Source organism: Nocardia alba NBRC 108234 (assembly GCF_001612665.1).
Classification (GTDB): Bacteria; Actinomycetota; Actinomycetes; order Mycobacteriales; family Mycobacteriaceae; genus Nocardia; species Nocardia alba.
The window spans coordinates 16,475-39,627 of the sequence record NZ_BDAX01000004.1; the positions used below are offsets into that span (position 1 = coordinate 16,475).

The window sequence follows — 23,153 nt, forward strand, 5'->3', positions numbered from 1 at the left end:
TCAGTTCTCCTGGGTGAGTTCGGATTTGGTGATGCCGCACGTGTTGCAGGCGGCTTCGGCGGTGGAGGCGGGCCAGATCGCCTGCTGCCAGGTTGGGGGCCAGCGGTGCCCGTTCGCTTCGCATTCAGCGGTCGCGGTGCAGGCGTCGCAGGTGACCCGGTCGCCGTCGTAGACCCAGCCGCCGAGCTTCACGCCGAGGAAGGACACGGCTTGGTTGGTGGAGTCGAAGCAGATCGATTCACCATCGGCGTCGGTGAGGACATCGCCGCAGGTATCGCAGTAGATGACGACATGCGATTCGGTGACCAGGCCACGTTTCATGCCGCCCACCCCTGCCCGTCGTCCTCGCCAGGGATGTGGTCGGGGTCGAAGGTGGACGGGTCGAAATCGTCATCCACAGTGGCCGGAGGCGCCATCGGGATCGGGGCGTACGCATCAACGATCGCGTCGGCCTGGTCGTCGGAGATCCAGAACGCGCGGACCCGCACGAACTCGGTGGTCCCGTCTTCGCCGACGTAGCCGACACCGGGTGTGGTGTCGGGGATCTCGTGGCACAACGCACCCCGGTCTTTCGCCCCTTGGCCATGGACCATCGCGGTCTGAGTCGGCTCATCGAGGCGCAAACCGACCCGGACGGGGAACAGTTGCCGGTTCGGCATCGTCTCTTTCGACGGGTCCTGCAACGCCGCGATCACCGAGACACCGACCGCACGGCCTTTCGACAGCAACAGCCCGGTGAGCTGGCGGAACTGTTCTTGCTGCTCACGAGTCGCATACGACGACAGCGCGGCAGCCTCATCGATGACGATCAGGATCAGCGGCTCATCGATCGTCGGTACGTGTTTGCGGACGCCAGCGGCGCGCAGTCGAGCGGCGCGTTCGTCCATCACCGACACGGCCTCGGTGAGCATCGCCAAGATGCCGTCAGCGGTCGTTTCGAACCTGATCCACAGCCGTTCACCGCGACCGAATTCCATGCCGCCCTTCGGGTCTGCCATCCACACATCCACGAACCCGGCCTTGATCGCGGGACCGACCCCGTTGATCAGCGACCACAGCACTGAACCCTTGCCCGAACCCATCGCCCCGGCGAGCAGGATATGGGCGTAGAGGACACGCAACAGCCAGGTACGGCCGTCCTCACGAATCCCTACCGGGACGGCTTCCAGATCGACCCCGGTCGAGGCCACACCCGGCGCGGTGACCGACGCGGCGAGGGTGTCGAACGTGCGCAGCTCGACCCGCAGGAACCCCGGCGAAGTTTGGGACACCAGGACTTTCGGAACACCGAGGTACTGCGCGAGAGCATCGGTGGTCTCGTCGTTGGTCCAATCGGAGAGCTTCTGCCCGCCGACCATCTGCACATCGATCGCAGCGCCGGACTCGATCAGTTCCGCCGACAACACGTTCGGCCAGTTCCCCTCGGACCCGAGCCCCAGCACCGGCCACATCAGCGACAGGTGACGGGCATCGGTGAGGATCAGCGCGGCGGTACGCAAATCCGCCGGCACTCCTTCGAGGGGATCGCCCTGCTGGCCGGGGTAGATGACGCCGTCGAGGTGACGCCACCACAACAACACGCCCGCGGCGATCACCGTGGAGAGCGCAACAATGGTCGTGACCATCACCGCACCACCCGAAGGTTCGAGGAGTAGGTGTCCAAAGCAGTGGTGATCGCGTCGGACAACGCGGCCGCATCGAGCACCGACAGAGTGACCTGATGCGTGTCGAAGGTGACATCGACGGTGTTCCAGGTCGAGTCGTAGTTCACCGCGACGTAGCGTCCGGCGGATCGGCCAGACATTCGGACGGAGATGTGGTCGAACATGTCAGTTGCCCCCTGTCGGGATCGGAACCGCGACAGGCAGCAACGGAGCCACCGAACGCGGAGATGTGTGGAAGGTCTGCACCGGCGAGAAGGCCGGAGCGGGCGCCGGAAAGATGGGCACCACATCGGGCGCGGGATCGTCGGCGGAGTCGGGTTCCACCGCAGCGGCGATGGGCGTTGGTGCGGGTGCGGTGGTGTTGCGGGTGCGTAGCAGCACGGCCAGGCCGTGAGTGTCGACCAGCAGAGCGGCCGGGGCGATCACCGCCAAGACGGCAGCGAGGACGCCATGACCGGAGACCAGCGCGTGAGCGATGTTGCCGCCGATGGACACTGTTGCCCCGGCGACCAAGACACGAGTGAAGAAAGTTCGTTCGTCACTGTCGGCCAGGGCCAGCACAGCGATCGTGGCTTGAATGATGGTGCCGTCCACGATCACCGGGAACAGCCACGCGAGACCGGTTGGGGTGTGGGCCATGACCGCGAGGTCACGCAGGGCCGCGAACGACAGGACGAACGCGGCCCCTCCGATGGCCAGGACGATGAGGACGGCGGACCAGCGAGCCCACCGCATACCCGAGGACTGCTGATCCGCCGTGTCCATCGCTACGCCGCCTCAGCGATCGCGGCAGCCTGTTCCTTGGCGGCATGCTCAGCGGCATCGTGGGACATCAGCATGTCCGGCAGCCGCTCAGCCAGCAGGCGAACATCCTCGATATCGAGGATCAACTTCGCACTGCCCGCAAAGCTCACCCGGACATACGCCGCCATCTCGAACGGCTTGCCGATGCCGGTATCAGCAGTGTGCGCGGCCACGTATCGCACGCCCTCAACACCGGAATGCTCGCTATCTACAGTCAGGTACGACATGGCGGTCACGCGGCCTTGCGGGCGGCGGGCTCGTTGACCTTGGCACCGGAGTTGTCGCCGACGATGCCGGTCGCGCGGATGTAGAAGCCGATCGACTTGAACTCGCCGTTGCCGACCACACGCGGCTTGAGCATCAACCCCTCCAGCGCGATCGGGCAGAACCCGGGCGCGACCTCGTTTGCCGGAGGCGTCGGCATGGCATCGGAGATGAAGGTGATGTCCAGGCCGGTGTTCTTCGCACCCTTGCCCGCACCGGCCGGGTCCATGACCGTGGCCTTCCACATGCGCTTGCGGGAGCCGTTGCCATCGCGATCCATGTCGAGCTTCTGGCGCCGCGGGGCGTTGCGGTCGCTGCTGAACTCCTCGTCCGCCTCGATCGCGCCCACCAGCATCAAGCCCTGGGGGAAGACGGCGGCGAAGTCGGTCGGAATCCACATGTCCTTGAGTGCCATGTCATATCTCCTTGTCGAGTGGCATAAACAGATCTTCGGTTTACCCCCTCTAAACCATCAGGGTCTGCGGTAGTCCGTGGCGGTTTAGGGGGTATAAACCAAGGCTAGGGCACGCCGCGCAAGTCGTCAAGGGGTTCTAAACTCTGAGTCGTGGCTATCGAGGATGAGTTCGACGCAATCCGCAGCGACCCGGACCCGATCCGGCGCGGGCAACGCGCTGGCGAACTCATCGCGGTCTATCAGCAGCGCTCAACCGAGCTCGCCCGCCTACGCAAGGCTGCGATCGAGCAGGCCAACCGAGACCTTGGCCTGAGCTTCTCCGAGATCGGCGAACGGCTCGGTCTGACTAAGGGGCGGATCAGCCAGATACGTACGTCTGCCCCACCTCCCGAGCGGGCATTCTTCGGCGTTGGCCCCGTGGCGATCGGGGTGCCCCGGCGCATCGGTGTCGAAGAGGGGCGGGAACGCCCATACATCGACAGCAACGACGAGGCGACACGGGACCACCTTCTGCGCAAGCTAGGTGAATTGTCCTTTGCTACAACACAATTCGACATCAAGCCTGACACCGAACGTGTTCCACCTGGCGATTGCATCATCGTCTGTGGTCCGAAGTCGGCACCGATTGCTCGCAACCTGCTCGACAACGATCCGCTGCTGGCATTCGACCGCACCGAGGCCGGGTGGGCGATTGTCGACAACCACGGCGAAGGCCGACACTTGTCCCCATATCGCACTGACGGCACCCGCAAGGACATCGGCTATCTCTCACGCCGGATCACTGATAACCGCGTGATCGTCCACATCGCGGGCATCACCGCAGTCGGTTCTGAGGGAGTGGCGCACTGGTTAAGCGCCAACCTGTCCAGGGTCTATGACCCAGCCGCACAGCTCACCGACTGCATCATCGAGTGCGAGTTCGATGAAGACTTCCACGTCACCGGCAGTCGGCTTCTCGTCGGCCCGTACTCGGTAGCAACATGAGCATCACCGTCGAAACCGCGCAGCTACCTGCCAGCACCGACGAGGACCGTCTGGTCGTCACCGACGGCGCTATGATCGTCCTCGATGGCGCTACCGCTCACGATCCCGCGATGCCGTCCGCAGGGGCCTACGTCGACTTTCTCGCGTCAGACCTCGTTCAGTCGATCGATGATGAGTCGTCACCGTTGGCCGACATCCTCGAGCAGTCCATAGCGAGGGCGGTAGATGCGCTGGGAATCGAACCGGGGATCGCCCCGTCGAGCACAGTGGCACTCGTCCGCATCAAACCTGACACCGTCGACGCCCTGGTTTTGGGGGACTCATCAGTGATCGTCGGGTTGCGCGCCGGGGGTGTGAAAGTACATACCGACGATCGTCTTTCGCAGCTTCAACTGCCGGAGGCAGACCTGTACCGCCGATTCCTGGCAGACGGGCAGGGCTACAGCGGACGACACCGGAAGGTCTTGCAGGAGCTCCAAGCCGCCGAACGCGCACGGCGCAACCGACCAGACGGCTACTGGATCGCCGAAGCCGAGCCCGGCGCCGCCAAACATGCCCTCCATGTCCGGTATCCACTCGCAGAGGTCGCATGGGTCATCGCCGCGACTGATGGTGCTTTCGACCTCATCCCCACTCTGGGAATGCGGTGGCCCGAAGTCGCACATATGTCCACCCCGCAGTTGGCCCAGCTACTCCGCGACGTGCACATATGGGAGGCCCAGGCCGATCCCGATGGGCAGGCACTCCCGCGAGCCAAGCGCCACGACGACAAAACCATTGCAGTCATGCGTTTCGCTAGTTCGTAGCCACCGCTCTCGGTCACTGGCGCACACGGACACCTACGTAGATCAGTTCACCGCCAGGTTCACGACGCACCGAGCTGTACAGCTCCGTCACCTTCACGGAGTTGTTGCTGAAATTCGCTATATAGAGTCAAGAGCGCCTGCGGCGGCGCAGAGCGCCGCCGCCGCGCTTCGACGCGCAGCGGCCTTGCTCGTACCTCACCGTCCGGCGCGTCGGCACGTCGGCGGCACCCTGCGCCGAAAGCAGGCGAACCGGGACTCCAACCAGCTCACACAGCACCGACCCGAGCTGCTGACGAGGCCCCGGACACGGCCAGGCCGGAATTGCTGAACGGAATTTCCGGGCACGAATCGGCCGGCATCTGCCCGATCGACAGCTACCAGCCCACCGAGTCCCATACGGTGCTGCCGCACGACTTCGTCGCTTGCCTCATAGACCAGCCTGCCGCGCTCCCGGCGTGGTTGTCCTCGCTGATCCAGTCCCAGCCCATCGGTCGGCATCGTGTCCGTCGACCGGATGTGGTTGCGCCATACCCACCGCGGATAGCAGCGATGGTCACCAGGGTTCCTCTCCGCCTGGTGCGGCCTGTCTCCGTGTCGACGGAATCTGCCGATGGCATACCAGACCACACCCACCCCGGCAAAGACCAAGACGTGTCACCACCCGAGGTGGTCACCAGCGGCGACGGTATTTCGGGACGCTCTCTCCCCTTGAGCACTCTGCCGGGTGACCACCTCGGGTGGCGAGCCTTTGCCGGGGCGGGTGCGGCCTGGTCTGGGCGAGCCCAGATTCCACCGACACAGAGCCAGACCACCCCAACCGGAGAGGAACCCCGACCATGATCACCACCGCCACCTGCTCGGCCTGCACGGCACCCTCCACCACCGTCCTGCCCGAGCACACCCCCGGCCCCTGGGCTCCCGACCTCGCCTGCCAGGACTGCTACGACGCCTACATCGAGACCCGCGCACTGATGGCCGACACCTACTGACCGCCTGGGGGCTTCGGCCCCCTTCACTTCCTGGCCGCCGTCAACGAAGCCGGTAGCGGGTCGCCAACGACGTCGACCCCTCGGCCAGGAACCCCGCCCGGTGAATTGCTGAACGGAATCCGCGGTGAGAGTGGTGGTATCGCGACCGGTGGCCGCGTGGCCCTGTTCTGGGTTGGCCTGCATTGTGATCCCGCGCCCCTCACACCTCAAGGGCGCCGATGGCGTCAGCTTCGCTGATTGCTGAGCAACCCTTGACCTGCGAGCCTCTGCGCGGGAACGGCAGGCCGTAGCGGGCAGGCGGTGAGCCAGCCCAGGTGTGTGCACCCCAACCCAGAACAGGGCCAAAAGGCCGAAACCCCCAGCGCTGATAGCGGCTGAGGGCCTCGGATTCTGGAACTACTTCCGCTTCTTGCCGGCGTCGCTGCGCTTTTCGCGCCATCGGCCGTCGTTATTGCGGTCACGATCCTTCTGACCGCCGCCCTCCTTGGGCACCTGGGGAGGCTTACTCATCGCCCGCCCCTTACCGAGTCGGCTTCACGGTCACCGTGCGAACCACACGAGTGATACGGACGGGAACGCGAACAGTGCGCGTGGTGCGGGTAACACGAACAGTCTTGCGCTGTGGCACGATCTGATCCTTTCGAATGGCCAGGCCATCCGACACTGGCTACTCCGCATATGGCGAAGCAGCCACCAAGGTGTTATGGTCGCGCTTGCATTCCGCCAAGTTTGCGTACGCGACCAGCCTTACGTCGGATTCTCATCCAAGTGAGGCTGGTCGCTTTTTTGTGCGACCCTCGCCTGACCTGCCTGGAACACTACACCTTGTGTCGAGCCGTTCCGGGCACCACAACCGGTTGTGAATCACAATGTTGTGGTTTCGCCTTCGCCCCGAGCACCATCGTTGCAGCTAGACGGGTTTATCAAAAAAATATAGTGATCCTGCTCACATGCCGCTCACATGCTTTGACCTGGCACTACTCTCACGGCCAATCTAAGCCTCTACCCATCTTTTACATGCAAAGCATGTAATTTCGTCCGCCAGCGTTCCATATGGGACACCTTATGGACTTCGCCGAGTTTTCTTGTCGCCAAAAGACGCTCCTGTCGCCCCTGTCGCCAACGGTGTGCCGAATTGCGATCTTGGTAATTATTTGCTATCAGACCGTCGCGTGGGGACGGGCCGCTGGCCTCTTGCGCGAGTTGGAGACACTGACCGGGCCCGCATCAGCGCGCGCAGGGTCAATGACACGGCGGTGACACAACAGGGGCAGTTTCGGACGGACAGGGGCAGACATGAGCACCACGTTTTGCCTCACAACCAGACCTCTGGGTACACCCCCGGCCTGGCATAGTGTGCCTCCGGAGCAGAAGGCCGCAGGTTCGATTCCTGCCGAGGGCACACACGAAGAAGGCCCCCGACCAGCTCTCGAGCGGTCGGGGGCCTTTCTCGTCCGGACCGTCAGCCGGCCTCGATGTCACGAGTTGTCACAGCGTCGGCAGGCGTACCGGCGCACAGACCTGATCGGATCGGCCGCGGACAGATCGATCAGGCGGGCACGGGAGCCGTTGCCGTTTGTCCGCCGGTTGTCGATGCCTGGTCGACCGCCCCCTTCGGGCGGGGGTATGCCGCCTCGACCAATCGCGTCAGCTCCGCGTTGAATTCGCGGTGGGCTTCGATACTGCTGAGATGACCGGTAGGCAAGATCGCCATTCGAACGAGACTGCCTGTTGCACAGAGCATTTCGGCGATCCGGTCGGAGTGCGCGATCGGGATCACGTCATCGAAGGCACTGGCGACGATCGAGGTGGGCACCACCAGGTTTCGCGCGGATTCGCCCAGATCCATATCGGCTGCCAGCAACCCGAAACGAGCTCGAACCAGGGCCGGACAGGACCGGACGATATTCATACCGAAGGCGAGCAGGTCCCCCTCGGCGGCGGTGCTCATGATCTGCCGGGCGAACAGCCACTTCACCGGGGCGATCGGGGGAAAGACGATCGGGAAGCCGATGCCGACGCGGCCCAGGAGGAACGGCAGCGGCACTTCGCGTTTCAGCAGCCGGGATGGACGATTGAACAGCGGCACCACGGTGGTCTCGAGAATCAGGCGCGCGGCGGCGGTATTGGCGAGCAATACCGAATGTGCCTGTTTCACAACCTGTTCCGGGTAGCGGCCGGCCCACGCCTGCAGCGTCATACCACCCATGCTGTGGCCGACCAGTACCGCGCGTTGCCCGGTAGCGAGGGTCGCGTCGAGCACATCGGCGAGATCGTCGGCGAGCAATTCCATGCTGAGCTTGCTGGGGCCGAACTCGCTGGCACCGTGCCCACGCTGGTCGTAGGCGATGACGCGGTACGCACCGGCGAAGGCGTTGATCTGGGGATTCCAGTATTCGAGCGCGCAGGTCCAGCCGTGCACCAGGACGATGGCCGGTGCGTCGTCGGGCCCATAGGAGCGCACCCGCAGCCGAGCTCCGTCCCGGGTGACCACGGGGACGACCCGGCTGGCGACAGTCGGCGGATCGAACGCCGCGGTCGAGTAGGAACGCGACCGCAAGTTCGCGCGGTGAGCATCGAACAGCGCACTGGATATACCCGTCCACAACGACGTGAGCAAGGCAAGCATCGGACAGCTCCTTTATTGCAACTGAACGACACAGTAAGGCCGTGGATGTGCCCGCCCGGTAACGCCGACGGGGAATAGTTGCAAGCCACAGCGATTGCGACGAGTAGTCGTGATCGCTCCAGTGCCCGCGTCCACGACAGTCGACTGCGGCGCTTGCGCCTGACCCCTCCGGGGGCGTGGCGGATGATCGGCAAGATTTGGCCGGGCCGGATCGGCAGGTTACGGTACGCCGAGGGCTAGTTGTACCCGCACGAATAGGCCGAGGCTCGCGTCAGCGCAGAAGGTCGCGGTGCCGATTCCCGGCGTGAACACAGTTCGATTTTCGGTTTGATCTCGCACGATTCCATACGTTTTGGGGGCCGACGTCCCCGATGACATCAGGAGCGTTGCCATGACGAATCCGCCCGAGGGACAACAGCCTCCCTTCGGTCAACAGCCGCCACAGGATCCGGGGATCCCGTCCGGGCCGCCGGGCTATCCGCACGCGGGGTTCGGGGGGCCGCCGGGATCATCGGGCCCGCAGTATCCGGATGGGCCGGATGTATTCATCCCCGCGCCCGCGCCGAAGAAGAAGCGGACCGGGTTGTTCGTCATGCTGGGGATCATCGCGTTGGTGATCATCGGCCTGCTGGTGACGGGCGTCGTGCTGACATTGCAGGGGCGCACGCCGCTGTCGTCGGACGACAAGCAGATCGAGGTCGCGGTACGCGACTTCTACGACACGCTCGATTCCGACGGTTTCATCGCCGCCGCGCAGCTGGCCTGCCAGGCGGATCGCACGGAGATCGACAATCTCAGCCCCGAACAGCGGGCGCAGTTCGAACGGGCGACGGTGCAGGTGTCGATCGACGAGGTCAAAGACATCGTCATCACCGGCGACAACGCGAAGGCGACGGTCACCGGCCAGCTGACGCTGTCGGTGGAGGGCGAGGAGCCCAACACCGAGTCGAGCACCGAGGAGCACCTCACCAAGGAAGACGGCACCTGGAAGATCTGTTCGGCACCGGCCAACAAACACTGACCCGGCACCCGCCGCCGCCGACATTACGATCACGCTGATCTCAACCCTCGTCGCGAGCATCGCGGCACGGCAATATCAATGGCGAGGCGGGCGTGGCTGAGTGGTTGAGGCAACGGTCTGCAAAGCCGTTAACGCGGGTTCAATTCCCGCCGCTCGCTCCAAGGTCAGAAGCTGTTTTTCTGACGCCGGGGCTCGATTTGCCTCATGCGGTCCGCAGTTCGTCCGCAGCAGATCGAGCTCCGGCATCCATCGCGTCCGCGACCGTGTCCAGGTCGTCGGCGAAGAGGTGGCCGTACAAGTCCAGGGTCAGCGTGGCCGTTTTGTGCCCGAGCATCCGCTGAACAACCTTGATGTTCGCCCCGGCGCTGATAGCCAACGAAGCCGCAGTGTGGCGAAGCCCGTGGGGTATGACGCCATCGAGCCCGGTCGACTGCACCGCTTCATCGAAGAACTTGCGGAACTCGTTGGAGTCCACGACCGCGCCAGGCCCCCGGGAGCTCGCGAACAGCGGCTCATCGGCGGGGCGACCCTCGATGAGCGGTTCGAGATCCTTGCTCAGGGTCCTCGGCACAGGAACGGCCCGCGTGGTGTGGTTCTTGGTGTCGGTGATCACGGTCCCCTGGCCGGAAACGGGACTTGCTGAACGAGACACGTAGATGCGCCGATTGGGCAGATCAACGTCCTTGACCCGCAGTGCGGAGGCCTCCCCGAACCTGATACCCGTGTAAGCCAGGGTGAAGACCATCGGCCGGAACCGGTCGGCAGCTATCCCGAGCCTCAACACCTCGAGGTGGGTGAGGTACTGCCGCTCGCTGGATTTCAATGTCGGCAGCTCGACACCAAGCGCGGGATTGACCGCCAGCCGCTTCGACTTCACCGCGAACCGAAGAACCTGGCCGAACACCTGGTACGCCTGGATGACCCGCGACGCCGACAGCCCCTTGTCCTTGAACCGAACACTGCCCGACGCCGACAGGTTCACGATCCAGTCCTGAACGTCCTCGAAATCGATCTCCCGTAGCGGCACCGTTCGCCACTGCGGCAACACGAGGTTGTCCAACAACGATCGGTACCCGACGACCGTCTTCGGCTTCCTGAATTGCTTTGTGGCGATCCACCTTTCAGCGACAAGCTCGAACGTGACACCGCTACGGTCAGGGTCAACCCAGGTGCCGGTTTCAACCTTCGTCGTGACCTCTTTGTCAAGCCACGACTGAGCCTCCTTCTTGGTCGTGAAGGACTGCGACCGCTCGGCCCCATTGGGGTCGACGTACCGAGCCCGCCACCGTTTTCCCTTGCCGTACCGCTCCTCAGACTTGACTTTCTGCTTGTGCGGTTCGCCCGTCGCAGGGTCGATGACCGTGACAGTCGGGAACCACCGATCCTCGATACCAGTACGCGGGTTGCGCTTCGTCTTAGCCATCACGCAGCCATCGAGTTACTGCCGGTGGCCCGTTCCTGCTCAGCGATCCAGGCCAGCACGACGGACTTACGCCACACCCGCCGACGAGCGCCGAGCTTGAAGCTATCCGGCCCCTTGCCGACGTGCGCCCACCAACGCCAGGTGCCCTCAGGGATGCCGGTCAGGGCTTCGCAGTCCTTGGCCCTCAGGTACGAGTCTTCGGCATTCATCGTGGTTCCTCCCTATGCTGCTTCGGATTGCTGAACATCTGAAATCTGTTGTGGCACAACGGTTTCACGTGGAACACCTGGTGGTCCTTCGTCCTGTGCGAGACGGGCCATCGTGTACTGAGCGCGTTCGTTGATCTTGCGCGTGACCAGGTTCATGACCAGCTGCGCGCGAGGAGGCGCGTCCTTGTCGCCTGGTCGTACCGGAGTGATCCGCAGGTGTGAGGTATCGGCCATGACGATGCCCACGGCGGCGAGGTACTGGCGCACGAACTCGAGCCGTTCGGCCTTGTGGTCGGGCAGGGTTTTGCCGGTCCAGTTCCTCGAGACCAAGCACCGTTGACCGGGCAGCCCGAGGGTGTCGCGGCGGTGGGCCTTCTTGTTGCACTTGCCCGGCTGGGTCTTCTCCGTCGCGCCGCGAGGAACGATGCCGTAGGTCAGCCACACCCCGCAGGTGTCCGAGCACGGCGTCACACTCAGCTCGGCGTGAAGCCGGTCGTAGTGTTCGGCGACCCGACGAGATCCGGGGGTCAGGAGCTCGCCGAGACTCTTGGTGAGGTACTTGGTCAGGTACCGAACGCTGTAGTCCATGCTGTCGGTGTTGGCCAGGATCTGGATGGGCTTGGACTGCGCACCGAACTTGAGCGTGTGCGCGGGATCGAGTTCATCTACCTCATCCATCACCGCCAGCGCGTCATCCCAGTAGGTCAGCGGTCGACCGGTCCGGGGGTCGGCGAAAGTGCCGGCGGAATAGTCCCAGACCGGCATCCGACCCTCGCCGTACACGGGCTTGTCGAAGTGGGGCCACCAGATCGTGCGGTACGTAGCCGCGGTGACCTGTGTCAGCAGTTTCTTGGAGAACGAGCCACGCAACGCCACATGCAGGTGTGGAGCGGCCCGGCGCTGTGGTTCGACGGTGGCGAAGTACTGGACGTTCCAGCCCACCGCCCGACGAAGGTTCTCGATCCACGTCGAAAACAGCTTGGAGGTGTGGATGGTGTCGCGGGCCTGGCGGGCGTAGTCGTAGGACTCCGGATCACGCGGGGAACCATCGGAGACCATGGCGCCCTTGCCGTCCTTGCCCGCCTTGGGGTCCCATACCTGGTTGATCCGGCCGAACGAGTCCAGGGTGAGGGTGAAGAACGTCGAGGGGCGGTGTTTGCCGTCCGCGTATGCCTGCCCGATCGTCAGCGTCTTATCGACTTTCAGACGCGGCAGATCCGGCAGGTCGGCACTACGGCGGGTGGACTTGGTTTTGCGGCGTGGCTTGGCATCCAGGGCGGGGAGTCGGCCACGGACACCGAGTTCACGCAGCTCGATGTCGAGGTCGGCCACCAGAGCTTTGATCGACTCGGCCAGCTCGTGTTCCTCGGTGCGGCGAGCTTCGTGGTATTCGGTGAACAGGGTTGCGCGAGTACTGAATACGGCCTGCTGCGCTTCGGTGACAACCGGTTCGGCGTCGACGGGTTCGTGGTCCGCGCACCAGCCTTCCCGGAGCTGGGTGACGCGCAGGTACTTGTTCGCTTTCGCACACGCCGGGCAGGTCGTTGCCACGGTCGCCTTGCACGGGGCACCGACGTAGGAGGTCCTCGAGGTGATCGGGTCGAACGCCCGCATCGGCACGACCCGCGCGCAGATCCCTTCCTTGTCGGCCGCGTACTGAGCGATGTCGGTCAGGTCGGGCATCGCTCGGCGGTCGGCGGCGGTTTCACGGTTCGGCGCCAGGCCGATGATCGGAGCCGTGGTCATGCCACGCCCTCCCCTGCCGCCAGTTCGTACTCCTCGGCGTAGGCGTCGAGGTCGACCGGCTCGACTCCGTGCACGGTGTAGAGGACCCATTCCACGGCGTCCATGCCCATCACCATCGCGGCGAAGTCGGTCGCCCTCGGGGCGTGGGTCTCGTACTCCTCCACCCACACCGCGTCCAGGAACCCGTAACCGCGCCACCGCTTCGACATCTGCCGGAAGGCATCCGATCCGACACCCAGGCCGGACTCATCGGCCAGCCACAGCGAGGACCGACCAGGCTGATCCAGCAGCCACCCCAACAACGCCTGCTCGTGCGGCGGCAGAACCTCACGCCCGAACAGGAGCACCGCCGCTTCGTCTTCGGTCCCGACCGTCTGAGCGTTCATGGTGTGCCCCCTGGATCGCGGTCTAACTGGCTTGAGCCAGTACTGGCTTAAGCCAGTAGACCACTGCAAACGCTACCGAGTCAAGGGGTGGCTTGAGCCAGTACCATTGAGGCATGAACAGCGCAGAGTCCAAGTCCCGCGAATTGCCTCCAAGCAGGCGAGTCGCTGACGAGTTGCGCCGTGCCATCACTGGGGGCGACCTCGCACCAGGTGACCAACTACCGTCCGAGCGGGTACTGGCGGAGCGCCACCAGGTCGCCCGGAACACAGCCCGAGAGGCGATACGCATCCTCGCCGACGAAGGGCTTGTGACGGCCGTCCATGGCAAAGGCGTATTTGTCCGAAAACCTCAGCGGCTCTTACGATTTGGCAGCGACCGATATTCCAACCGGCTTCGCGAAGAGACCGGGCTGTCGCCATACCGATCCGAGGTCGCGAAGCAGGGGCGAACGGCAAGGGTCGACTGCACCTCGATCACTCGCGTACAGCCGCCCGAGGATGTCGCCGCCCGACTGAACCTGAATCCGGAAACCGACACGGTCGCCCGTCGAGAGAACTGGTACTTCGCAGACGAAGAGCCTGTCCAGGTCGGCGTGACGTACATCCCCTGGGCGATTGCTGAACACTCTCCACTGGGCACCTCCGCACAGATGGGCAAGGGAAGCCTCTATGCGCGCTTCGAGGAGCGTGGCCATCGAATCACCCGCGTTCGTGAGGAGATTTCCGCTCGAATGCCATCTCCCGACGAGACGCGCGGCCTAGCGATTCCCGATGGGGTACCGGTGGTCGACGTGTTTCACACCGGCATTGATCAAGACGGACAGCCGTTCGAGGTCACGCATTTCGTCATGCGCGCCGACCTGAACGGCCTCGACTACAACATGCCTGTGGAGGACTAATGCCCGTGACCGTACGACCCCGCACTCAGCTCGACCTCGACGAGTGCGCACGCCTTCTTGTCGAGGTACACGAACGAGACGGCTACCCGGTGGAAGGTGTTGCCGATCCCGTCTCGTGGCTGACGCCAACAACACTTGTCCGTGCATGGGCAGCAGAACTGACCGGATCGGTTGTCGGGCATGCGCTTGTGACAAGGCCGACCCCTTCCGACGATGCAGCCACAATGTGGATTGAGCACGGCAGTGGCGTCGAGGCAGACCTTTTGGTATTCGGACGCCTCTTCGTCGGTTCTGCTGGCAGAAACCAGGGCGTTGGAACGCTTCTCGTTCACACAGCCATGACCTACGCGAAGGCCCAGGGCAAGACGTTGGTTCTCGACGTCATGGAGAAGGACCAAGCCGCGATCCGCCTGTATGAGCGGCTCGGCTGGAGGAACATCGGGTCAGCGGTGCATCGGTTCGGCGATAACCAACAGACCACAGCACAGTGCTACGTCGCTCCCAGCTGATGCCACGCTGTACGGAGTTGTTGCTGAAATTCGCTATATAGAGTCAAGAGCGCCTGCGGCGGCGCACAGCGCCGCCGCCGCGCTTCGACGCGCAGCGGCCTTGCTCGTACCTCACCGTCCGGCGCGTCGGCACGTCGGCGACGCTGAGCGCCGAGAGCAGGCGAACCGGGACTCCAACCAGCTCACACAGCACCGACCCGAGCTGTTGACGAGGCCCGACCAATGGCCCGGCAAGAATTGCTGAACGGAATTCACGAGCCCGATCGTGTCGGCACCCTGCCCCGATCGACAGCCACCAGCGCACCGAGTCGCATACGTACTGCCGCACGACTTCGTCGCTTGCCTCATAGGACCAGCCTGCCGAACCCGTGCAGGTGGTCACCGAACCGTCACCGGTCCCAGCCGAAAAGGCCGGCATAATTCCCGATCACCTTGGCCGGTCACCAGGTCGGCGAATTGCTGAACGAACGAAGCCGCGGTGAGTCGGTGGGAAAACCCCGTGGGTTGAGTCGGCTCCTCATGGCCCAATTGTCTGACCTCACTCAGCCGAGTCAAGGGAAAGAGCGCCCTTGACACGACCTCCCTCAGTTCAGGGATGGCCAGTATGAGGAAGCCGGGGAAGTGAAGTCCCCCAGGGCATCAGGGTCCAGGCATGCGTGTAGCCCGGCGGGGTTCTCCCAGCCGGGCTACGTCCGCAATTCGTCCGCACGAGTGCCACACACGACCAATAGCACCAACGGTAAATGCACCCGTTTCGCCAGGTCGGCTATCGCGCCCAATAACAGCCAACGATGCCGTGTCCTGCACTTATACAATCAATCGAACTGCAAAGCCGTTAACGCGGGTTCAATTCCCGCCGCTCGCTCTGTGGAAAAGCGGCTGGGTCGTGGAATGATCGTTTTCATGTCACGGCCCAGACCGCTCACCCATGACCCCATCGCCGAGGCTCACCGGCAGTGGGTTGCCCACGGTTGGGAGTCGGTCGCCGATGGCATGGCCCTGGTGACGTCACTGGTTCGAGCGCAGCAGATCGTCATGGCGAGGGTCGACGAGGCGCTCAAACCCTCCGGGCTGACGTTCTCCCGCTACGAACTCCTGCAATTGCTCAGTTTCAGCCGCACCGGCGCCCTGCCGATGGCGAAGGCGAGTGCGCGTCTACAGGTGCACCCCACGAGTGTGACCAATACCGTTGATCGGCTCGAAACGGCCGGGCTGGTCGTCCGCGTCCCGCACCCCAGTGACCGGCGGGCAACACTCATCGAAATCACCGATGCGGGAAGGAAATCCGTGGCCGAAGCCACGGCGGCGCTGAATGCCGAAGTGTTCGCCGAACCGGGCCTACCCGCCGACCAGGGCCGCGACCTGCTCCGACTGCTGGCACAATTCCGTCACGACGCGGGCGATTTCGAGGTCGACGATGCAGAAAACCTCGCATTCCAGGCGACCTGGCAATCGACCGGAGAATCTTCGGGCGACCCCCTTGGCAGCTAGCTCGAAAGGGTCCACCATGTAGCCCATGGTGCTGATCCTCGGGGTATCGGCGGGCGCGGGTGGAGCCCGCGCGCTGCTGACCCATTCCGATCAGCCCCACATGCCGCCCGTCGACCGGATCCACGTCCCGCGCCGGGCGGGCGGATCGGTGGCGGAATCGGTACTCACCGCCATCCACCGCATGCGCACCGCCGCCGCCGCACGCGACGAATACATCTCCGGCACCGCGGTCACCTGCCGCGACGAGTCGCAGGCCGACGCGATCAGAGCGGCAGCGGGCCGAGCCGACTTCGTGATCGTCGACGAACCGCTGGCCCAGTTGCGCTATCTGCGCTACAGCGGACTGCTCCCCGCCACCGACTCGGTGCTGCTCTACGACCCCGGCCGTTCCGGTTTGACCATCACCCACGCCGATTGCCGAGCCGAAACCATCCTCGCGGGCACACGCAGCACCGCCCTCAGCGGCGACGGCTACGACGCGCTCCTGCGTTCGCGACTCGCGCGCAGTGGTGTCCGCACCGACGCGCACGCCAGTCGCGAACATCGAGAATCGTTGAGCCGCAAGAGAGTTGTCACCGCGGCCGATGCCGACACCGGCGACCGCACGGTGCTGACCCGCAGCGATCTGGCCGCGCTCTGCGAAGCGGGACTGCGTCATTCGGCGTCGTTCGCGCGCCTGCTGATCGAGGAGACCGGGGCGAAGCCGGGAGCGCTGGTCCTGCTCGGCGGCTGCACCCGCAACCCGAGTCTGCGCACCGATCTGGCCCGGCTGATCGACCTGCCGATCGTGTACGACCCTGAGCCGGAATATGTTTCGGCGCGCGGTGCGGTGCTGCTGTGCGCCCGCCCCTCGGCGCGGTTACGGATGCCGTGTCGCGGTGCGAGCGTGGGAGTACCGCCGCCGCGGGGCCACCGAAAGCTTCTCGCCGCGGTCGCGGTGACGGCGACCCTCGGCGGCACGGTTGTCGGTCTGCTCAGCAATACCGCCCCTTCGGCGCGGTCCCCTGAACCGGGCACCGCGCCGAGTACGGCGCACTTCATCGACGGTGCGCCGCACTGGAAACCGAACTAGCTGTTGGTGAAGTTCGGCGGACGCTTCTCGACGAAAGCGGCCATGCCTTCCTTCTGATCCGCGGTCGCGAACAGCGAATGGAACACCCGGCGTTCGAACAGCAGGCCCTCGGCGAGCGTGGTCTCGAACGAGCGGTTCACCGCCTCCTTGGCGATCATCGCGACCGGCAGCGACATCGACGCGATGGTCTGCGCGGCCTCTAGCGCGACGTCGAGCAGGTCGTCGGCGGGCACGACCCGCGAGACGAGCCCGGAGCGCTCGGCTTCCTCGGCACCGATCATCCGCCCGGTCAGGATCAGATCCATCGCCTTGGCCTTGCCGATCGCCCGGGTGAGACGCTGCGAGCCGCCGATGCCGGGGATGACGCCGAGCGTGATCTCGGGCTGACCGAACTTGGCGTTGTCGCCGGCGATCAGGATGTCGCACAGCATCGCCAGCTCACAGCCGCCACCGAGGGCGTAACCGGAGACGGCGGCGATGGTGGGCTTGCGGAAGTTGGCCAGGCGATCCCAGCGGGCGAAATAGTCGGCCAGGAACATGTCCATGTACGACTTGGGGGCCATCTCCTTGATGTCGGCGCCCGCCGCGAAGGCCTTCGCCGAGCCGGTGATCACGACGGCGCCGATCGAGTCGTCACGGTCGAGCTCGTCGAGCGCGGCGATGACGTCGTCGAGGACCTGGGCATTGAGCGCGTTCAGCGCCTTGGGCCGGTTCAGGGTGATCCAGCCGACCACGCCCTTGCCGTCGGTGCCGCCTTTGCGCTCCAGCAGAATCGTCTCGAATTCGGTCACAGCCAACCTCTTGTCAAATCAACGGTCACGGACGATGCAGACGATACCGAGCCTCGACGTGCCCCGGGTAACGAGGATCTGTACCGTGGCACGCCGCCTGTGACACATTCCACCACGCCCGATTTGCGGCACAATCGTCGACATGGGCAGCGACCACTTCGTGCGGATCACCCGCCTGCGCGCACTGATCGACCACGAGAACACCGGTGCGGGCGAGCGCGCCACCGCCGAGCGCATGCTCGACCGATTGCTCCGGAAAACCGCGGACCACGCTGCCTCGGGTGCCGCGCCGGACCGCGTCTACGGTTCGCGGCACCACCGGGCGGGCAGGCACGCGAGCACCGCCTCGATCGTCGAATCGGTCCGCGAGGACATCGCGTTCGCCCGCACGTTCGTCGCCGCGGGCGCCCCCGGCGAGGTCACCGTGCACAGCCCTCTCGCGGCGGCCCCCGCCGAGCTCACCGTGGCCGTGACGACCCCGTTCGCCGACCAGATCGTTGTCACGATCACCGACATCCCGCCCGCGTGGGGCTGGGAACCCGACGAATTCGACCGCATCACCGCCACCGAGGACCTACGCCGGTTCGCCGACGAACTAGCCGAGATCATCGACAGCTACAACCACGACGGCGCGGATGTGGGCCCGCGCTTCTTCCGGACGATCCGCGCCCAGGAAACCACCCTGATCCGCTGATCCGAACCGTCGCCGACGGTCCCGTCCCCAGCCAGGACGCGGGTCAAGCGGTCCGACCGAGCACGACCACTACCCCGGCGGTGAGCACCAGCGCGCCGATCCCCAACACCACACTCGCGACGACCGGCCCACCCGCGGTGTAGTCGGCCACCACCTGCGCGACCGCGACCGCGATGGCGCTCGCCCCGCCGAGCACCAGCACGCCCTCGCGACGCCGCGCGTACAGCACCAAACAGAGCACCCCGATCAGCCCGGTCAGCGCGGGTCGCCACAGCGATTCACCGAGCGTCACCGATTGCGCGCCGATCACCGCGATCACCCCGCCGAGCAGGTATCCGACCCAGTCGACCACCAGCAGGTGAGCCGACCCGAGTCCGAACCAGAGCGCACCGAACACCATGAGCGCGATCCCCTCCCACGGCGAACCCACATCGAACAGCTCCGAGGCGACACTCAGAATGCTCGCCACCCCGAAGCAGGCCACGGCGACCATCCCGAGCGCGCTCGGCACCAGCAGATATCCGAGGACGGCGATGAGCAGTCCCGCGATCGAGGCCGCGATGGCTGTCGCGTCGCCGTGGTGCCCGTCGAACGCCGTCGCCACCGCGCCGGTCATTGCCACCGCCGCCAGCACGAGCAGCACCGCGGCCAACCGCACCCGCCCCGCCGACGCGATCGGCACCCTGCGAAACACTCCAGCGCGTCCCTCGGCCAGCACCACCGCTCCCCATACCGCGCACCCGGCCACCGCCACCAGCAGAACCACCCGCCCCGACTGCGCCACCTGCGCCCACGCCGTGTCGACGAACAACCCGAGCCCAGCGGCCACCAGCCCGGCACCCAGGTACGCCACGATCTCGGCGGCCACCCGTCCCCCACCGGCGCGCCCGGCGCGATCCTGCGTGTCGACCGCCCGTAGCACGGCTGCCCGCTGCTCCCCGCTGATCACCCCGGAAGCCACCAGCCGCTCCAACGCCACATCCACCCGGTGCTCGCGAACCATCCGTCGAGTATGTCGACCTGCGGCGGCGTTTCCACCACAAGCCGCGGGTAGCGTTTCGCGACGCAGTGACACAGTTCACAGTAGAATTAGTTTGATGTCCTAGTATCGGGCGATCTATCAATGGCGGAGGCAGTCATGAGCCTGCATGTTCCGGTGAATCCCGTGCGATTCGTGACCTCGGCGGCGCTGTTCGACGGGCACGACGCCGCGATCAACATCATGCGTCGGATCCTGCAGGCCCAGGGCGCCGAGGTGATCCATCTCGGACACAACCGTTCGGTGCGTGAGATCGTCGACGCGGTGCTGGAGGAAGACGTGCAGGGCGTCGCGGTGAGCTCCTATCAGGGCGGGCACATCGAGTTCTTCGAATACCTGGCACTGGCACTGCGTGAGGCGGGCGCCGGTGACGTGCGGATCTTCGGTGGCGGCGGCGGGGTGATCGTCGCCGACGAGATCGACCGCCTCGCGGCGAGCGGCGTGCGGATCTTCTCCCCCGAAGACGGTCAGCGTCTCGGCCTGCCCGGCATGATCAACGAGCTGATCGAGCTCTGCGATGTCGACCCCGCGCGGACCGCTCCCGATCTGGACGCGCTCTACACCGGTGATCGACATGCCCTGGCGCGCACCATCACCTGCCTGCAGCAGGGCTCGTTGCCCGAATCCGATCGTGGCGCGATCCTCGCGGCCGCCGCCAAGCGACGCGTACCGGTTCTCGGGATCACCGGCACCGGCGGGTCCGGAAAGTCCTCTCTCACCGATGAATTGGTGCGCAGGCTGCGCACCGACCAGCAGGACAAACTCCGCATCGCCGTCCTCGCGGTGGATCCGACCCGTCGGCGAGCGGGCGGCGCCCTGCTCGGTGACCGGATCCGGATGAACGCCCTCGACGGCGATCATGTGTACTTCCGGTCACTGGCCACCCGCGGCAATCACGAACTGCCCGACGATATCGACACCATGATCGCCGCCTGCCGCGCCGCCGGTCACGACCTGGTCATCCTCGAGACCCCCGGCATCGGCCAGGGTGACGCGGGCATCGTCGACCATGTGGATGTGGCGCTGTATGTGATGACGCCGGAATTCGGCGCCGCCTCGCAGCTGGAGAAGATCGATATGCTCGACTACGCCGATGTCGTCGCGATCAACAAGTACGAGCGCCGCGGCGCGGCCGACGCGGTGCGCGATGTGGCCCGCCAATTGATCCGCAACCGTGCGGAATTCGGCGCGAGTCCCTCGGACATGCCCGTTTTCGGCACCAGCGCGGCGACTTTCGACGACGACGGCGTCACCGCCCTGTACCAGCACCTCACCGGCCTGCTCACCGAACACGGCCTGGCGCTCGAGCCCGGCGCCCTGCCGCGGGTGGACACCTCGGTCTCCACCCGCTTCGCTCAGCTCGTGCCCCCGTCACGAGTCCGGTACCTGGCCGACATCGCCGACACGGTCCGGGGCTACCACGCCGATACCCAGCGTGAAGTCACTGCCGCCCAACGGATTCAACGGCTGACGCTGGTGCACGACGAACTCCCCGACGACGCGGCGGTCACCGACCTGCTCGCGCAGGCCCGGCCCACCCTCTCCGAGTCCTCGACGGCGGCGCTGGCCGAATGGCCCGCGGTCGCCGAGAACTATCGCGGCGACGAGCAGGTGGTCCGCATCCGTGACCGCGAACTGCGCACGCCGCTACGCCGCGAATCCCTGTCCGGCACCAGCATCGCCCGTGTCGCCCTGCCCCGCTACACCGACGACGGCGAACTCCTCCGCTTCCTGCGCGCCGAGAACCTGCCCGGCCGATTCCCTTTCACCGCAGGCGTTTTCCCCTTCAAACGCGAGAACGAGGATCCCGCGAGAATGTTCGCGGGCGAGGGCGATCCGGCCCGCACCAATCGCCGTTTCAAGGTCCTCAGCGCCCACGCCGAAGCCACCCGCCTTTCCACCGCCTTCGACTCCGTCACCCTCTACGGCCACGATCCCGCGCAGCGCCCCGACATCTACGGCAAGGTGGGCACCTCGGGCGTCTCGGTGGCCACCATCGAGGACATGCGCACGCTGTTCGACGGTTTCGATCTCGGCGCCCCGACCACCTCGGTCTCGATGACGATCAACGGCCCCGCCCCGACCATCCTCGCCTTCTTCCTCAACACCGCGATCGACCAAGCGCTGCATCGCTTCGCCGAGGTCGAAGGCCGCGAGCCGACCTCGGCCGAAGCCGCCGATATCCGCGCCACCACGCTGTCGACCGTGCGCGGCACCGTGCAGGCCGACATCCTCAAGGAGGATCAGGGCCAGAACACCTGCCTGTTCTCCACCGAATTCAGCCTGCGCATGATGGCCGACGTCCAGGAATGGTTCGTGCGCAACGACGTCCGAAATTTCTATTCGGTCTCGATTTCGGGATATCACATCGCCGAGGCGGGCGCCAACCCCATCAGCCAGCTGGCGTTCACTCTCGCCAACGGATTCACCTATGTGGAGACCTATCTCGCGCGCGGGCTGGCGATCGACGACTTCGCCCCGAATCTGTCGTTCTTCTTCTCCAATGGCATGGATCCCGAATACACGGTGATCGGCCGGGTGGCCCGACGTATCTGGGCGATCGCGATGCGCGACCGGTACGGCGCGGGCGAACGCGCCCAGAAACTCAAGTACCACGTGCAGACCTCTGGTCGTTCGCTGCACGCGCAGGAAATGCAGTTCAACGATATTCGCACCACCCTGCAGGCGCTGATCGCCGTCTACGACAATTGCAACAGCCTGCACACCAATGCCTTCGACGAGGCGGTGACCACCCCGACCGAGGACTCGGTGCGCCGCGCGCTGGCGATTCAGCTCATCATCGCCAAGGAATGGGGGCTCGCCGTCAACGAGAATCCGCTCCAGGGCAGTTTCATCGTCGACGAACTCACCGATCTCGTCGAAGAGGCCGTGCTGCTCGAATTCGAGCGGATCAGCGAACGCGGCGGCGTACTCGGGGCGATGGAGACCGGCTACCAGCGCGGTCGCATCCAGGACGAATCCATGCGCTACGAGCAGCGCAAACACGATGGGTCATTGCCGATCGTCGGGGTGAACACCTTTCGCGGCCGCGACGACGACGGCGCGCACGCACCGCTGGAATTGGCTCGCGGTACCGAAGCCGAACGCCGCTCCCAACTCGACCGGCTGCACAGTTTCCAGGCTGATCACGCCGAGCTGTCCCATCGCGCGCTGGCCCGGCTCACCGAGGTGGCGCACACCGACGGCAATATCTTCGATGTCCTCATGGACGCAGCGCGCGTATGCACATTGCAGCAGGTCACCGATGCCTTCTTCGCGGTGGGAGGACAATATCGGCGCACGGTTTGAGCAGCGTAA

The 23,153-nt window shown here is 65.2% G+C and carries 23 protein-coding genes and 1 tRNA gene; 11 read left to right on the top strand and 13 right to left on the bottom strand.

What is annotated here, in order from left to right; all coding sequences use genetic code 11:
* The 6 genes from NA12_RS07425 to NA12_RS07450 are packed head-to-tail and all read right to left on the bottom strand — an operon-like array spanning position 1 to position 3,147.
* The gene (locus NA12_RS07425) at positions 1-321 is read right to left on the bottom strand and encodes a hypothetical protein (RefSeq protein ID WP_132370175.1); all 321 of its coding nucleotides are present in this window, start codon (positions 319-321) and stop codon (positions 1-3) included.
* Entirely contained in the window at positions 318-1,625 is a 1,308-nt protein-coding gene (locus NA12_RS07430; protein WP_067447717.1) for an FtsK/SpoIIIE domain-containing protein, read from the bottom strand. The genes NA12_RS07425 and NA12_RS07430 overlap by 4 nt, the downstream gene beginning before the upstream one ends.
* Positions 1,625-1,804, bottom strand: coding sequence for a hypothetical protein (locus NA12_RS07435; protein ID WP_132370173.1), 180 nt, complete (start codon positions 1,802-1,804; stop codon positions 1,625-1,627). The genes NA12_RS07430 and NA12_RS07435 overlap by 1 nt, the downstream gene beginning before the upstream one ends.
* Before the next feature lie 25 nt (positions 1,805-1,829).
* The gene (locus tag NA12_RS07440) at positions 1,830-2,429 is read right to left on the bottom strand and encodes a DUF2637 domain-containing protein (protein ID WP_067447721.1); all 600 of its coding nucleotides are present in this window, start codon (positions 2,427-2,429) and stop codon (positions 1,830-1,832) included.
* Positions 2,430-2,431: 2 nt separating this feature from the next.
* Entirely contained in the window at positions 2,432-2,704 is a 273-nt protein-coding gene (locus NA12_RS07445; RefSeq protein WP_067447723.1) for a hypothetical protein, read from the bottom strand.
* Positions 2,701-3,147, bottom strand: a complete 447-nt coding sequence (locus NA12_RS07450; RefSeq protein ID WP_067447725.1) for a hypothetical protein — start codon at positions 3,145-3,147, stop codon at positions 2,701-2,703. The genes NA12_RS07445 and NA12_RS07450 overlap by 4 nt, the downstream gene beginning before the upstream one ends.
* 150 nt (positions 3,148-3,297) lie before the next feature.
* On the opposite strand from NA12_RS07450, the gene NA12_RS07455 reads away from it, so the two are divergent.
* From NA12_RS07455 to NA12_RS33555, 3 genes are all read left to right on the top strand, one after another.
* Positions 3,298-4,131, top strand: coding sequence for an RNA polymerase sigma factor sigma-70 region 4 domain-containing protein (locus tag NA12_RS07455; RefSeq protein ID WP_067447727.1), 834 nt, complete (start codon positions 3,298-3,300; stop codon positions 4,129-4,131).
* On the top strand, positions 4,128-4,937 hold the full coding sequence (locus NA12_RS07460; RefSeq protein ID WP_067447729.1) for a protein phosphatase 2C domain-containing protein: 810 nt from the start codon (positions 4,128-4,130) through the stop codon (positions 4,935-4,937). Before NA12_RS07455 ends, NA12_RS07460 begins: the two co-directional genes overlap by 4 nt.
* A gap of 836 nt (positions 4,938-5,773) precedes the next feature.
* Complete coding sequence (locus NA12_RS33555) at positions 5,774-5,926, top strand: hypothetical protein (protein ID WP_157106383.1); 153 nt, start codon at positions 5,774-5,776, stop codon at positions 5,924-5,926.
* Positions 5,927-7,475: 1,549 nt separating this feature from the next.
* Here NA12_RS33555 and NA12_RS07465 read toward each other — a convergent pair.
* Positions 7,476-8,555 carry an alpha/beta fold hydrolase gene (locus tag NA12_RS07465; RefSeq protein ID WP_067447731.1) on the bottom strand — a complete coding sequence of 360 codons (1,080 nt, stop codon included), beginning with the start codon at positions 8,553-8,555 and terminating at the stop codon, positions 7,476-7,478.
* Positions 8,556-8,946: 391 nt separating this feature from the next.
* On the opposite strand from NA12_RS07465, the gene NA12_RS07470 reads away from it, so the two are divergent.
* Entirely contained in the window at positions 8,947-9,576 is a 630-nt protein-coding gene (locus tag NA12_RS07470; RefSeq protein ID WP_067447733.1) for an Rv0361 family membrane protein, read from the top strand.
* Positions 9,577-9,662: 86 nt separating this feature from the next.
* A tRNA-Cys gene (locus NA12_RS07475) sits at positions 9,663-9,737 on the top strand.
* A gap of 41 nt (positions 9,738-9,778) precedes the next feature.
* Here the strand turns inward: NA12_RS07475 and NA12_RS07480 are convergent.
* From NA12_RS07480 to NA12_RS07495, 4 genes are read right to left on the bottom strand one after another with little or no spacing between them, the layout of a single operon-like run.
* A complete protein-coding gene (locus tag NA12_RS07480) occupies positions 9,779-10,999 on the bottom strand; it encodes a site-specific integrase (protein ID WP_084472480.1) in 1,221 nt (406 codons plus the stop codon).
* Positions 10,999-11,208, bottom strand: a complete 210-nt coding sequence (locus NA12_RS07485; RefSeq protein ID WP_067447735.1) for a helix-turn-helix transcriptional regulator — start codon at positions 11,206-11,208, stop codon at positions 10,999-11,001. The genes NA12_RS07480 and NA12_RS07485 overlap by 1 nt, the downstream gene beginning before the upstream one ends.
* A 12-nt stretch (positions 11,209-11,220) precedes the next feature.
* Entirely contained in the window at positions 11,221-12,954 is a 1,734-nt protein-coding gene (locus tag NA12_RS07490; RefSeq protein ID WP_067447737.1) for a replication initiator, read from the bottom strand.
* Complete coding sequence (locus NA12_RS07495) at positions 12,951-13,340, bottom strand: hypothetical protein (protein ID WP_067447739.1); 390 nt, start codon at positions 13,338-13,340, stop codon at positions 12,951-12,953. The genes NA12_RS07490 and NA12_RS07495 overlap by 4 nt, the downstream gene beginning before the upstream one ends.
* 113 nt (positions 13,341-13,453) lie before the next feature.
* Here NA12_RS07495 and NA12_RS07500 point away from each other — a divergent pair, with 113 nt between their 5' ends.
* The 4 genes from NA12_RS07500 to NA12_RS07515 all read left to right on the top strand — a co-directional run bounded on the left by NA12_RS07500 (position 13,454) and on the right by NA12_RS07515 (position 17,311).
* Entirely contained in the window at positions 13,454-14,239 is a 786-nt protein-coding gene (locus tag NA12_RS07500; RefSeq protein ID WP_067447741.1) for a GntR family transcriptional regulator, read from the top strand.
* Between the two features lie 5 nt (positions 14,240-14,244).
* Positions 14,245-14,748 (top strand): GNAT family N-acetyltransferase, encoded by a 504-nt coding sequence (locus tag NA12_RS07505; RefSeq protein ID WP_207905653.1) that lies wholly within the window; start codon positions 14,245-14,247, stop codon positions 14,746-14,748.
* A gap of 903 nt (positions 14,749-15,651) precedes the next feature.
* Positions 15,652-16,239 carry a MarR family winged helix-turn-helix transcriptional regulator gene (locus tag NA12_RS07510; RefSeq protein WP_067447983.1) on the top strand — a complete coding sequence of 196 codons (588 nt, stop codon included), beginning with the start codon at positions 15,652-15,654 and terminating at the stop codon, positions 16,237-16,239.
* Positions 16,240-16,264: 25 nt separating this feature from the next.
* Positions 16,265-17,311, top strand: a complete 1,047-nt coding sequence (locus NA12_RS07515) for an acetate and sugar kinases/Hsc70/actin family protein (protein ID WP_067447745.1) — start codon at positions 16,265-16,267, stop codon at positions 17,309-17,311.
* Here the strand turns inward: NA12_RS07515 and NA12_RS07520 are convergent.
* A complete protein-coding gene (locus tag NA12_RS07520) occupies positions 17,308-18,102 on the bottom strand; it encodes an enoyl-CoA hydratase (protein ID WP_067447748.1) in 795 nt (264 codons plus the stop codon). The two genes, NA12_RS07515 and NA12_RS07520, sit on opposite strands and share 4 nt — an antisense overlap.
* Positions 18,103-18,244: 142 nt before the next feature.
* On the opposite strand from NA12_RS07520, the gene NA12_RS07525 reads away from it, so the two are divergent.
* The gene (locus NA12_RS07525; protein ID WP_067447750.1) at positions 18,245-18,796 is read left to right on the top strand and encodes a hypothetical protein; all 552 of its coding nucleotides are present in this window, start codon (positions 18,245-18,247) and stop codon (positions 18,794-18,796) included.
* 43 nt (positions 18,797-18,839) lie between these two features.
* Here the strand turns inward: NA12_RS07525 and NA12_RS07530 are convergent, their stop codons facing one another.
* Positions 18,840-19,799, bottom strand: a complete 960-nt coding sequence (locus NA12_RS07530; RefSeq protein WP_067447752.1) for a DUF2157 domain-containing protein — start codon at positions 19,797-19,799, stop codon at positions 18,840-18,842.
* A 135-nt stretch (positions 19,800-19,934) separates the two neighbouring features.
* On the opposite strand from NA12_RS07530, the gene icmF reads away from it, so the two are divergent.
* Positions 19,935-23,144, top strand: a complete 3,210-nt coding sequence (gene icmF, locus NA12_RS07535; protein ID WP_243655062.1) for a fused isobutyryl-CoA mutase/GTPase IcmF — start codon at positions 19,935-19,937, stop codon at positions 23,142-23,144.
* Positions 23,145-23,153: the final 9 nt, after the last annotated feature.

What these genes read in the sequence shown, in the direction of transcription:
- NA12_RS07425 (WP_132370175.1), bottom strand. Translation starts at nt 321, where the DNA reads ATGAAACGTGGCCTGGTCACCGAATCGCATGTCGTCATCTACTGCGAT.
- NA12_RS07430 (WP_067447717.1), bottom strand. Translation starts at nt 1,625, where the DNA reads ATGGTCACGACCATTGTTGCGCTCTCCACGGTGATCGCCGCGGGCGTG.
- NA12_RS07435 (WP_132370173.1), bottom strand. Translation starts at nt 1,804, where the DNA reads ATGTCTGGCCGATCCGCCGGACGCTACGTCGCGGTGAACTACGACTCG.
- NA12_RS07440 (WP_067447721.1), bottom strand. Translation starts at nt 2,429, where the DNA reads ATGGACACGGCGGATCAGCAGTCCTCGGGTATGCGGTGGGCTCGCTGG.
- NA12_RS07450 (WP_067447725.1), bottom strand. Translation starts at nt 3,147, where the DNA reads ATGGCACTCAAGGACATGTGGATTCCGACCGACTTCGCCGCCGTCTTC.
- NA12_RS07460 (WP_067447729.1), top strand. Translation starts at nt 4,128, where the DNA reads ATGAGCATCACCGTCGAAACCGCGCAGCTACCTGCCAGCACCGACGAG.
- NA12_RS33555 (WP_157106383.1), top strand. Translation starts at nt 5,774, where the DNA reads ATGATCACCACCGCCACCTGCTCGGCCTGCACGGCACCCTCCACCACC.
- NA12_RS07465 (WP_067447731.1), bottom strand. Translation starts at nt 8,555, where the DNA reads ATGCTTGCCTTGCTCACGTCGTTGTGGACGGGTATATCCAGTGCGCTG.
- NA12_RS07470 (WP_067447733.1), top strand. Translation starts at nt 8,947, where the DNA reads ATGACGAATCCGCCCGAGGGACAACAGCCTCCCTTCGGTCAACAGCCG.
- NA12_RS07480 (WP_084472480.1), bottom strand. Translation starts at nt 10,999, where the DNA reads ATGGCTAAGACGAAGCGCAACCCGCGTACTGGTATCGAGGATCGGTGG.
- NA12_RS07485 (WP_067447735.1), bottom strand. Translation starts at nt 11,208, where the DNA reads ATGAATGCCGAAGACTCGTACCTGAGGGCCAAGGACTGCGAAGCCCTG.
- NA12_RS07490 (WP_067447737.1), bottom strand. Translation starts at nt 12,954, where the DNA reads ATGACCACGGCTCCGATCATCGGCCTGGCGCCGAACCGTGAAACCGCC.
- NA12_RS07495 (WP_067447739.1), bottom strand. Translation starts at nt 13,340, where the DNA reads ATGAACGCTCAGACGGTCGGGACCGAAGACGAAGCGGCGGTGCTCCTG.
- NA12_RS07500 (WP_067447741.1), top strand. Translation starts at nt 13,454, where the DNA reads ATGAACAGCGCAGAGTCCAAGTCCCGCGAATTGCCTCCAAGCAGGCGA.
- NA12_RS07510 (WP_067447983.1), top strand. Translation starts at nt 15,652, where the DNA reads ATGTCACGGCCCAGACCGCTCACCCATGACCCCATCGCCGAGGCTCAC.
- NA12_RS07515 (WP_067447745.1), top strand. Translation starts at nt 16,265, where the DNA reads ATGGTGCTGATCCTCGGGGTATCGGCGGGCGCGGGTGGAGCCCGCGCG.
- NA12_RS07525 (WP_067447750.1), top strand. Translation starts at nt 18,245, where the DNA reads ATGGGCAGCGACCACTTCGTGCGGATCACCCGCCTGCGCGCACTGATC.
- NA12_RS07530 (WP_067447752.1), bottom strand. Translation starts at nt 19,799, where the DNA reads ATGGTTCGCGAGCACCGGGTGGATGTGGCGTTGGAGCGGCTGGTGGCT.
- icmF (WP_243655062.1), top strand. Translation starts at nt 19,935, where the DNA reads ATGAGCCTGCATGTTCCGGTGAATCCCGTGCGATTCGTGACCTCGGCG.